At 59.6% G+C, this 10,634-nt stretch carries 13 protein-coding genes and 1 other RNA gene; 11 read left to right on the top strand and 3 right to left on the bottom strand.

From position 1 onward, the window contains the following. The 3 genes from AB5Y70_RS04590 to AB5Y70_RS04580 all read left to right on the top strand — a co-directional run. Window positions 1-125: transposase (locus AB5Y70_RS04590; RefSeq protein WP_368175959.1), on the top strand; the 125-nt coding region annotated here is incomplete at its 5' end. A 69-nt stretch (window positions 126-194) separates the two neighbouring features. After that, window positions 195-1,091, top strand: coding sequence for a DMT family transporter (locus tag AB5Y70_RS04585; RefSeq protein WP_041212829.1), 897 nt, complete (start codon window positions 195-197; stop codon window positions 1,089-1,091). A 61-nt stretch (window positions 1,092-1,152) separates the two neighbouring features. Then, on the top strand, window positions 1,153-1,350 hold the full coding sequence (locus AB5Y70_RS04580) for a hypothetical protein (RefSeq protein WP_039038678.1): 198 nt from the start codon (window positions 1,153-1,155) through the stop codon (window positions 1,348-1,350). A 72-nt stretch (window positions 1,351-1,422) separates the two neighbouring features. Here the strand turns inward: AB5Y70_RS04580 and AB5Y70_RS04575 are convergent, their stop codons facing one another. The 3 genes from AB5Y70_RS04575 to AB5Y70_RS04565 all read right to left on the bottom strand — a co-directional run bounded on the left by AB5Y70_RS04575 (window position 1,423) and on the right by AB5Y70_RS04565 (window position 4,807). Beyond that, window positions 1,423-2,721 (bottom strand): methyl-accepting chemotaxis protein, encoded by a 1,299-nt coding sequence (locus AB5Y70_RS04575; RefSeq protein WP_368175958.1) that lies wholly within the window; start codon window positions 2,719-2,721, stop codon window positions 1,423-1,425. 481 nt (window positions 2,722-3,202) lie between these two features. Continuing rightward, on the bottom strand, window positions 3,203-3,628 hold the full coding sequence (locus AB5Y70_RS04570; protein WP_043156375.1) for a DUF4124 domain-containing protein: 426 nt from the start codon (window positions 3,626-3,628) through the stop codon (window positions 3,203-3,205). Between the two features lie 432 nt (window positions 3,629-4,060). Beyond that, a complete protein-coding gene (locus AB5Y70_RS04565) occupies window positions 4,061-4,807 on the bottom strand; it encodes a helix-turn-helix transcriptional regulator (protein ID WP_180898599.1) in 747 nt (248 codons plus the stop codon). A 408-nt stretch (window positions 4,808-5,215) separates the two neighbouring features. Here AB5Y70_RS04565 and AB5Y70_RS04560 point away from each other — a divergent pair, with 408 nt between their 5' ends. The 8 genes from AB5Y70_RS04560 to AB5Y70_RS04525 all read left to right on the top strand — a co-directional run bounded on the left by AB5Y70_RS04560 (window position 5,216) and on the right by AB5Y70_RS04525 (window position 10,632). Beyond that, window positions 5,216-7,429 (top strand): DNA-binding protein, encoded by a 2,214-nt coding sequence (locus AB5Y70_RS04560; RefSeq protein ID WP_368175957.1) that lies wholly within the window; start codon window positions 5,216-5,218, stop codon window positions 7,427-7,429. 41 nt (window positions 7,430-7,470) lie between these two features. Next, window positions 7,471-8,193, top strand: a complete 723-nt coding sequence (locus tag AB5Y70_RS04555; RefSeq protein WP_042008341.1) for an AAA family ATPase — start codon at window positions 7,471-7,473, stop codon at window positions 8,191-8,193. A gap of 45 nt (window positions 8,194-8,238) precedes the next feature. Then, window positions 8,239-8,856 (top strand): hypothetical protein, encoded by a 618-nt coding sequence (locus tag AB5Y70_RS04550; RefSeq protein WP_128296939.1) that lies wholly within the window; start codon window positions 8,239-8,241, stop codon window positions 8,854-8,856. Next, window positions 8,840-9,400 (top strand): hypothetical protein, encoded by a 561-nt coding sequence (locus AB5Y70_RS04545; protein WP_069652692.1) that lies wholly within the window; start codon window positions 8,840-8,842, stop codon window positions 9,398-9,400. Before AB5Y70_RS04550 ends, AB5Y70_RS04545 begins: the two co-directional genes overlap by 17 nt. A gap of 55 nt (window positions 9,401-9,455) precedes the next feature. Next, the gene (locus tag AB5Y70_RS04540) at window positions 9,456-9,686 is read left to right on the top strand and encodes a hypothetical protein (RefSeq protein WP_042074593.1); all 231 of its coding nucleotides are present in this window, start codon (window positions 9,456-9,458) and stop codon (window positions 9,684-9,686) included. Window positions 9,687-9,727: 41 nt separating this feature from the next. Further along, window positions 9,728-10,348: a DUF3164 family protein gene (locus AB5Y70_RS04535; RefSeq protein ID WP_368175956.1), complete on the top strand. Its 621-nt coding sequence runs from the start codon at window positions 9,728-9,730 to the stop codon at window positions 10,346-10,348. Between the two features lie 14 nt (window positions 10,349-10,362). Next, entirely contained in the window at window positions 10,363-10,560 is a 198-nt protein-coding gene (locus AB5Y70_RS04530; protein WP_042074589.1) for a hypothetical protein, read from the top strand. A 2-nt stretch (window positions 10,561-10,562) separates the two neighbouring features. Then, window positions 10,563-10,632, top strand: an RNA gene (locus AB5Y70_RS04525) — hammerhead ribozyme type II. Window positions 10,633-10,634 lie beyond the last annotated feature (2 nt).

The following is a 10,634-nucleotide window of genomic DNA, read 5'->3' as shown; positions in this document are numbered from 1 at the left end:
AATTTCTGGACTTGAGAGGTGCTTACAGCAAACCCGTACTCTGGTCACGCTCTTACTTTGCGGGCTCTTGCGGCGGAGCACCGTTGGAGGTGATCAAGCAATACATTCAAAACCAGCGGGGCTGACGCCCCGGCGAAATTCCCCTCCCACCTACGTCGGAGGGAGTCCCCTTTCGCATTTAAGATGGAGGCATTGTGCGCCCTTTACCCGTCCTGACGCTGACCCTGGCCATGCTGCTCTGGTCCAGCTCCTTCATCGCCCTCAAACATGTGCTGGAAATCTGGTCCTTCGGTCAGGTGCTCTTCATGCGGATGGGGGTGGCGTCCTGTTGCTGGCTGCTCTGCTACCGCCAGCTTGGCCGCGTCACTTACCAGAAGGGGGATTGGCGCTGGTTGGCCCTGATGGGGGCGCTTGAGCCCTGCCTCTACTTTCTTCTTGAAGTCAACGCCCTGCGTTACACCAGTGCCGGCCAGGCCGGTATGGTCTGTGCCCTGCTTCCCCTGATGGTGGCTCTGGTGGCCTTCGTGCTGCTTGGAGAGCGGGTGAGTCGCCGCCAGCTGCTGGGCTTTGCCATCGCCATCGTTGGCATCGCCCTGCTGGGGTTGGGGGAGGGCGCAGACGAGTTCGCCCCCAACGCCCTGCTCGGCAACAGCCTGGAGATGGGCGCCATGCTCTGCGCCGCCACCTATTCCGTGGTATTCAAGAAGCTCTCCAGCCGCTACGGCGTGATGACACTGACAGCGTTGCAGGCCTTCGTCGGCATGCTCTTCTTCGCGCCCTTTGCCTTCAGTGCGCCCTGGCCCGCGAGCTGGGCCTGGCAGGACATGGGGGTCATCCTCTTCCTCGGCGCCTTCGTGACACTTGGTGCCTACCTGCTCTACAACTGGTCGGTGACCCAGGTGAAGGTGACCCTGGCGGCTGCCTATGTGAACCTCATACCGGTCTTTACCCTGCTGCTCGCCTATCTGCTGCTGGGAGAGACGCTCACTGCCCTGCAATGGGTGGCCTGTGCCGCCGTGCTGGCCGGCATCGGGGTGGGCCAACTGCCGTCCGGCAGGAAGCGTGCGCAGGCAGTCGCCACCGGGGGATGAGTCGCCGTCATTGGGCTACAGTCTGGGCAGGGAAACACGCTGTCTAAGAAGGAGCCGACCGATGAGCGACATGCACTTGCTGGCCGCGGCCAAAAGCCTGTTGAGCCATCCCCCCTTTACCCTGGCCGATGCCAGAGCCCTGGAGGCGCTGGAAGAGGAAGCTGTGGGGGAGGAGGGGCTCTGCATCGCCGCGCTATGGGACATCGCCCTCGCGCTGGCGGACGAGGAAGCCAGACACTATCTCCTGGGGGATGGCTGAGCGGGTGTCGGGTGGGCGGACAGCAATGACAACGGGGGGCCTGGGCCCCCCGTTGTCATTGGCAGCTGTCGCTCAGATGGAGAGGCTCTTGACGGTGTCCGACACCGAGTTGGCGTCCTCGATGATCTCCTTGATGACGTCGGCGATGATGGTGGCCTGCTCCTGACCTGCCACCGCCTTGTCGGAGACGACGGAGACGGTCTGGGTGATCTGGGAGGTGATCTCCGAGTTGTGCTTGATGACGGTGACGATCTCGCTGGTGGAGCTGGAAGTGCGCGCCGCCAGTTGCCTCACCTCGTCGGCCACGACCGCGAATCCCCGTCCCTGTTCCCCGGCGCGGGCCGCCTCGATGGCCGCGTTGAGGGCCAGCAGATTGGTCTGATCCGCGATGCCGCTGATGGTGGAGATGATGGATTCGATGCTCCTGGATTGCTGGTTGAGCTGCTCTATCTGTTTGCTGACCGCATTGACCGAGGTGTTGATGTGAGAGGAGGTGTCGAGCACCCTGTCGATGACCTCCCGCCCCCTGGCGGCGCTCGCGACGGTTTCGCTGGCGATGGCACACGCCTTCTGGGCCGCTTCCCGGGTGGAGATGGATTTCTCCACCCGCTCGGTGATGTCGCTCGCCAGCTTGATGATTTTGACCACCTTGCCCTCGTGGTTGAAGATGGGGTTGTAGGTGGCCTCCAGCCATATCTTCTCCCCCCGGTGACCCAGACGCATGAAAAGCCCGGACTTGATGTCACCCGAGCCGAGATCCTGCCAGAAATGGGGGTTGTTCTGGTAGAACTCGGTGTCACAGAAGAGACGATGATGCTTGCCGACCACCTCTTCCAGCCGGTAACCAAAGCAGTTGAGGAAATTCTGGTTGGCGGTGATGACGGTGCCATCGGGTTGGAAATCGATGACCGCCAGGGACTTGTCCAGGGCTGCCAGCAGGGCCTGGGTGCGCTCCAGGGTGGATTGCTGCTGGGTCACGTCGGAGGCGACCTTGGCGATCCGCACCACCTTGACGTCGATCACGATGGGGAAATAGGTCGCCTCCAGCCACACGGCCTTGCCGGATTTCGACTGGCGAATGAAGCGGCCGCTGCGGGAGACGCCGTGGCGCAGATCCTGCCACAAGGTCTCGTAATCCCGGGTATTGACGTCGTCGGGGATGCAGAGGGTGCTGTGATGCTTGCCGATCACCTCGTCACGTTCAAATCCCACGATCTTGAGAAACAGCGCGTTGGCGAAGGTGACCACTCCCGCCGGGGTGAACTGGACGAAGGGGACCTGCAACTGGATAGCCTGTTCAAATGCCCCCAGCTCCACCACCCTTGCCGCTTGCTCACTGGCTTCCTTGCTTGCTTTTTGATTCCAGAACATGACAGCGCTCCTCCATGAGACCCTTGAATGGGATAACGACCAAATATGAGTAAATTAACAATAGCATTGCGTCCTGATGAGTCGTCATCGTACTCAAATTAACTTTTTATTTTTCAATGTTGATAAATAGCTTCTTAATTGTAGGGTCTCGTACCAAGGTTATTTATCTCGTGGACCGCTTTGGGCCCCAGGGAATATTGGCATGAAGGCGCCTCTTTTGGCACTGACAATTGTCACGATGCCCCTATATATCGCCCTCGTATGAACCCTGTGGCACGTCAGGGATCTCGGTGGGGATAAAGTTGAGTCTTCTGGAACGCGGTGAAATTAGGTGGCTACGGGGATCGGGAAAAAGCCGCTATCTGACTCTCTGGTGTGAGAAATAAACGGCCAAGGGTGTGAGTTTTTGGATATCCGGCATGTGTGAACCCGTGACGACATTGCCGCTTCGGTATATTTTCTGTCCCGAAACAGGGAGTGTTTATTTTGCCTGCAAGGTAGAGAGTTTCTGGTTCAGGGACTCAATCTCTTTCTGATATCGGGTAGTGACCGACTGCATCTCTGCCGAGACATTGCGGGATCTTGCCTTGTTCTCCGTGATCTGGGTCATCTCGTTGTTCATCTTCTGCTTTTTGGCCTCGATCTCGGTGCGCAGAGCCTCGGCCTGGCGTTGTTTCTGGCCGTTCGCCAGGCTCTGCTCTATCTCCCGGGTCTGGTTGGCCGCCTGCTCCACCGCCTCGGGGGAGGGGGTATAGACATTGAGTACCATGGGTTTGGCGTCGCTGCTGCAGGGGATGTCGCTGAAGGTGATCTGCCCATCGCGGGCGCATTGATAGACAGCCGCCTGGACAACGGGGACGTTGGCAAGCCCCAGGCAGGCGAGAGAGATGACCAGCATGCGTGACATAGACTCCTCCTTGAATCCTCTTCCTTGCACACTAGTACATGGCGCAAGGTCAGACAACGGCCTCGTTCCGGGTGTGACATTCCGGTCCTCACGTCGCCTCTCTCTGGTCCATGGCGGGGAGATCTCCTGCGCAATGGGTGTGCCATGGCGGCACAAAGCGACGGATCCCTGCCTGTTTCCCCGCATGTAACCAGTCACCAAGAGTGAGAAAACCGGGAGCAGCCGAAAACAAGTGGGATCTCGTGGGACAAACTCAAGGCTGACAAGGCTTAGAGGGGGATTCTGTGGTGCCAGGCGCGGGCGGCGCCAAAATGAAAGATCACGGACGAGCTTCGGGGAGGTTGCGCCAAAAATGAAAACCCAGAGCCTGCGGTCGGCAATGCAGTTTGGGGTTTAACTCGGCGTTTAAACCCCATTTTGAAGCGAGTTAGATTAAAAAAAGTCGTGCCCGGCCCAGACTACCTTGCCGATCACGGCCAGGCTCTCCAACTGGTTGGCTGGAACGACCTGCAGGGGGTAATCAACACGGTTATCGCTGATGATGGTGATCCCGCCATCGAAGTTCTTCTGCAAGCGCTTGGCATAGAGTTCCTCTCCAAGCCGCAACACGAAGATGGATCCGTCTTCGATCTGATTCTTGCTGATATCGACCAGGATGGAGTCGCCAGAGTGAATGGTGGGTTCCATGCTGTCGCCTTTGGCGAAGACCACCACCAGGTTATCCGGGCTCAACTTGCGAAACGTGAGCCACTTGCGGCGAAATGCCAGCTTGCGTTTAACCTCATGATCATCATTAAACGCGCCATGGCCGGTACTGACGGTGACATGGTAGCCATCGATCAGCGCGTACTCCTCATCAAACTCATCACGACGCACCGCCTGCTCGGCAACTCCATCGGGATGTTTCGGGCCCTGACCCGTGGCCAGCCACTCCAGATTCACATTGCACGTTCGCGCAATTCGCAGCGCCTTGTCGATGGTGGGCAGCGAATTGAACGGGGGGAAGTATTTGCGCATCCCCGACTCACTCATCCCCACCAACTCGGCGAATGCCTTGTAGCTCAGACTCCCACGTAGCTCGTCCAGGCGGTCACTCAGAGTATCCATTCCAACCGTCAGAAAAGATACCTCACCGTCTTTTTGTGCTGATTGTGGTTTTTCTTCATAACGCTCTGACATACAAGGAATTCTCGGCTAGTGGCTATTGCTGGTGAGTCGATAGACAAAAAATTCCGCACAAAAAGACTTGTCAATCTTTTTGGGGTGATCAATCATTCATATGTGACGCATCGCGACATAAAATCATTCTTTTATGAATGATAAAGATACGCGCCGCGACACTTGATGATACCGAAACGGGGTGAGTATGTCAGGGAAAACACCAGAGTGGATCAGGGCTGAGCTCATAAAACGCGGATATTCCCAGGCTGCTTGGGCCCGCGCCAAAGGGTTGCATCCCAGAGCAGTGCAGCGCTGCATCAAACAATATGCCCCATCCATGGGCGTCAGCCCCAAGCGCAGGGAAAGCCGTTCCATCATGGCGCAGCTTTCCGACTCGCTGGGCATCGACTTGCTGGGAGGTGGCCAATGAGTACCTGGTTCACCGCCCAAGGGTTGGCCGGATTGATTGGCATGCCAGCCTATCCCGATGGTGTGCGCAAAAAGGCGGAGCGTGAAGAGTGGCAAAGTCGCAAGCGCGAGAAAGGCAAGGGCGTTGAATACCACATCAGTTCGCTTCCCGCAGAAACCCGACGTTATCTGGCGGAGCAGGCCGTCGCCCAGCAGGGGCAAGCGGTGACCGATCATGCGGCCGGCGGCAAGGCGATGGCCAAGCTGCTTGCCCGCGAGGTGCCGGTGAAGCCGGATGCGGGGCGTAAATTGCTGACCCTGGGCGCTGCCGCCCGCAAGAAGGTGGATGCCCGGCTGCTGATCCTGCAGGCCGCCGACATCTTCCTGACCCCTTTTCAAGCCTGTCAGCAAGGGGAGGTGGGGCGCCGTGCCTTTATCGAGGCATACCGTACCCGCAGCTTGTCACTCCCTGCGAGCGTCTATGAGCAACAGAAGCCGTTCAGCCTGATCACCTTGCGACGTTGGCAAGCAACCCTGACGGATGCCGGTCCGGCGGCGCTGGCTGGGAACTACCAGCGGGAGCGTCCATCCAGCGTCGAGCAAAGCCCGGACCTGGCCCGTTTCCTCACGGCATTGATCACCGCCAAACCGCATCTGGCCAACAAGTGGGGGGCGCTGCATGAGCTGGCGACCCAGTACAGCGAGATGAACCAGCTTGGCTGGCAGATCCCGAGCCAGTCCTCCCTGCGACGCTGGCTGGTCAAGTGGCTGGCAGAGAACAAGGTGGCCTTTACCTATGCCACCAACCCCGACGCCTACAACAACAAGTACCGCACCGCCATCGAGGAGATGTACCCCTGGATGGGCCAGCCCAACGACGTGTGGGAGTTCGACAGCACCCCCGTCGATGCCATGTTGGTGGAAGGTCGTCACAGCATCATCGCGGTGATCGATGTGTTCACCCGCAGGGTGCGGTTGCTGGTGGCCAAAACCTCGTCGAGCGAGGGGATCTGCCTGCTGCTGCGCAAGACTCTGCTGGCCTGGGGCACCCTCAACGACAACGGGGTGATGCGTACCGACAACGGCTCCGATTACGTGAGCCAGCGGGTCATGTCCATCTGCACGCTGCTCGGCATGAATGTCAGCCGTTCCAACGCCTACTCGGGATGGGAGAAGCCGTATATCGAGCGCTTCTTCCGCACTCTCTCCCACGGTCTGATCGAGTTGTTGCCCTCCTTTGTTGGCCACTGTGTGAGAGACCGCCAGGTGATCGAGGCTCGCAAGAGTTTTGCCCAGCGGTTGGAGGAAAAGCGCAAGCCGAATGCGGAGAAGGAGCTCTATGAGCTGGCCATGACGGCGGCCGAGCTGCAGACCCTGCTCGATGACTGGCTGGATGCCCGCTATCACAACCGCAAACACAGCTCGCTCGGGATGACCCCCAACGAGAAATACCAGAGCGCCCGTTACCAGCGCCGCGCCATCGGCGATGAGTCGGCGCTGGATCTGTTGCTCAACCATATCGGTGAGGCCACGGTCTCCAAGGGTTTTATCAAGGCCGGCGGCCTCAAATACAGCGCCCCGGAGCTGCTGGAGAACAGTTGGAAGAGCCAGCGGGTCAGCGTGTTCCTCGACCCGAGCGACGTGGGCCGGGCCATCTTGTACCGCACTGGCGACTGGAACGAGCGGATCGAGGCGGTGAACCTCGACCTGCTGGGCAATGGCGTCAGCCCGGATGCCTTCCGCGCTGCCAAACGCGCCGATGCCAAGGCGTTGGCCAGCTTTCGCCGCGAAATGCGCAGTCTCGCCAAGACCTTCGGCGTCAACGAACTGCATCAGGATGTGGTGCGTCACTTCGTTGACCAGGCCCGTGATGTGGCCCAGTTCCAGCGCGGCGATCTCGGGCTCGATAACCCGGCACTGGCCGCACTCTCCGGCGTTACCGCTCCCCGCGAACCGGCACAATTCAGCGCCGCCGAACTGGCTGCGATAGAAGCTCGCCGTGAGGAGAAAGCGGCCCGTGCCCAGGCGGCGGCCGGGCAGGAGTCCAGGGCACTCAAGACCGAGTACGAGCAGGCCATCTATCTGGCCGAGAAGGAGTTGGATGCACCGCTGACAGAGCGGGAGAAGGAATGGCTGACCAAGTACCTCTACAGCCACAAGCTGATGGCGAAACGGATCCACCGCCATCTGGAAAGCACCAGGGCCACTCGCAACACCCAGGCAAAAGGTTAACGAGCGGCCCTGTAAAACAACCTCATAAGGACAAAAACACTATGAAACACAAGATCGTCGAAGTCAAAAACATGATCAAGACCGAGCAACTGCTCGACAACCTGCTCAACCGCTCCAGCATCGTGCCGGGCATTGGCCTTATCCACGGGCCATCCGGCTTCGGCAAGACCACGGCTGTGGAGTGGCTGTTCAACCAGGACGAAGTGAACGGCATCTACGTGCGCTGCTACAAGGCCGACACCGTGACCAGCCTGCTGGAGCAGATCGCCAAGGAGATCGGCATTCCCCAGCGCCACAACCTGCGGGGGCAGGTGGACAGCATCGTCGAAGCGGTCCGAGCCGAGGAGCTGGCCATCTTCGTGGACGAGGCGGATTACGTGGTCGGCAATGCCCGCATCATGGAGACCCTGCGCGATATCTACGACGCCACCGAACAGCCGCTGATCCTGGTAGGGATGGAGGAGATTGCCCGCCGCATCAGCCAGCGCAAGCAACTGTTCAACCGCATCTCCCAGTGGATCGAGTTCAAGCCGGCGGACCTGGAAGACGTCTCCCTGATTGCCAGCGAAATGCTGGAGGTGGACGTGGAGATCGACGACGCCCTGCTGGACCTCATCCGCAAACGCTCCAACGGGGTGGTGCGCACCATCGTCTCGGCCCTGGACAAGATCGAGAAGATGGCCATGGCCTCCGATGCCCGGATTATCCGGCTGGAGGACGTGGACGCCAGCGAACTGCTGCATGACGTGCGCCGCAGCCGGTAGCCACTGGATTCCAGCAAATAACAACAAAGCACGGGAGGGATACCAGTGGTCGGGAAAAGTGTAAACACCAATGCAGAGACGGCTTGGCAGTGGATGTGCCAGCAAGAATCCTTTGATCTTTTGGAGTTAGCGGCAGCCAGCCCATTAAAGCTGGGGAATGTCTATCTGGTTGTTCGGCGCTGGTTGGCAAGTGGCCATCTGCGCTGTGTCTACCAGAAACCATTTGGTCGCCGTATATCGTTCCGGGGCAGTCGTTATCAGGTTGTGGATGCAGCGCTAACACCTCAATTCGGGTCAGGAAACCGCAGCACCAAGCACCGCAAGAAGCGGCGGATACGGCGTAAAACGGTTCAACAAAAGATGTGGAACACCATGAAAATCAGCCGTTTTTTCACCCTGAATGACCTCGCGATCACGTCTGGGGTAGATGACAGCGGCGCGAGTACCTTCACCACCTTCCTGGTCCGGGCTGGTTATGTCCGGCTGGTGGACAAGATTGAGCGTTTCAAAGTGAAGGGTGACCAGAATCGCTACCAGTTGGTCAGGGATACAGGGCGATTCGCCCCCATGGTCAGGGCCACACAGGGGGGATGCTGGGATCAAAACGAACAGCGTTTTTACCAGTTCGATGTGAAGGAGGCCCCTCATGGACACGTGGCTTGAGGTTCTGCAAGCCGAGGTGGCTGCCAGCTCGTTGGCCGTGGTGGCCGACAAGCTCGGTCTGTCCCGCACCACCATCAGCCAGGTCTGCAACCAGAAGTACCCGGGCGATCTGGCGCGGGTACAGAAGCTGGTGGAGGGGAACCTGATGGGCCACAAGGTGACCTGCCCCATTCTGGGGGAGATCCCGGTGCATCAGTGCCTGGCCCATCAGCGCCGACGGGCGGATGAGGTCGGAACCAGACCGATGGATATCAAGCTCTGGAAGGCGTGCCACAGCGGCTGCCCCCATAGCCAGCTCAGTGAGGATCAGCAACTGCGCCGGCCGATGCGTCTCGCCGTCGAACAGGGCGGCAGAGGTGGGGACAAGAGCGTTCGTTATGACGCTGACGCCACCCTCTCCAGATTGCGCCGCCAGGCAAAAAGCGATGGTGAGAACGCCAGCAACAGCCTGCGCATTCTGGCAGAGCTGCTTGCCGAGGAGCTCAAGATCCTGGGCATCAAATACAACCGGTTGCTCGACAAGGTTGAGAAGCACGGCCAATAAACCAGCGGGCTCGGGGTGTGCGGTGGGCCCAGTGAGACATCACAAGGAGAACGGGATGAACAGAAATCTGCAAAACACGGCTGACCAGTTGCGTCTCTGGTTGACAGCGAACGGTTGCAAGGTGCGCACCGGCCAGGTGCGCGATACCCCGCTGCTGATGGTGACCGGCCCCTTGCCGCCGGAGATGACCCGGCGGGCCGTGTGGGGGCGCGAGTACCTGGCTGGCGTGGTCAGCGAGGTGGCCATGGTGCGCTTTGGCGGCTGTGTCTTGCATTGGCGCCAGTAAGCGACCACCGAACAACAACGGGATAAATCAAGGAGAGCCTTATGCAAGAAGCACAGACCAAAGACACGACCCCGATGCGGCAGAACGCCCAGGGTCACTGGGTACCGGAAACCTTAATCGCCCCGGCGGACAAGCTGCGCGATGAGGTGGTGATGGGCATCATCGCGACTGCCAAGGAAGAGCGCTCACGCCTGGCAGCTTTCAAGATCGGCGCCATGCAGCAGATCGCCGACTTTGTGGATCTCTCGGCCGAGCGGTACGGGGTGGCCTGGGGCGGTACCAAGGGCAATGTGACCCTGCTCAGTTTCGACGGTCGTTACAAGCTGATCCGGGCCGTGGGTGAGCACCGCAAATTTGATGAACGGATCCAGGCTGCCAAGGTACTGATCGACCAGTGCATCGCCCGCTGGAGTGATGGCGCCAGCCCCGAAATCCGCGCCCTGGTGGACCACGCCTTTCGGGTTTCCAAGGCCGGTCATATCGACGTCAACCAGGTGCTCTCCCTGCGTCAGCTCAATATCGACGACGCCGACTGGGAGCAGGCCATGCAGGCGATCGCCGACGCCATCCAGGTGACTGGTACCAGCCAATATCTGCGGCTCTACGAGCGTGACGCCCAGGGCCGTTACGTTCAGATGAGCCTGGATCTTGCGAAGTTGTAAGGGAGGAGTGCGCGATGGATATCAACGTAGAACAGGCCGAAGAGCAACTGCAGCTCTGTGAACAGATCAGCGAGACCGAAGGCACCTGCTATCCCGATGACACCTATGAGGATGGCATCAAGGCCGCGTTGTTATGGGTGCTGGGGTTGGGCCCGGCGCCGCTGAGCGAAGAGGAGTACCAGGATCTGATGCCGCTACAGTTCGAGCAGTAACGATGCGAAACAGGGCGGCCGCACCGCCCTGTCTGCCCGGCGTGGTGGCCGGGCACTGATGAGCAGCCGGAGGA

The sequence above is a fragment of the Aeromonas sp. s1(2024) genome, assembly GCF_040908005.1.
GTDB lineage: Bacteria > Pseudomonadota > Gammaproteobacteria > Enterobacterales > Aeromonadaceae > Aeromonas > Aeromonas caviae.
This window is presented reverse-complemented; position numbering and strand designations above follow the sequence as displayed.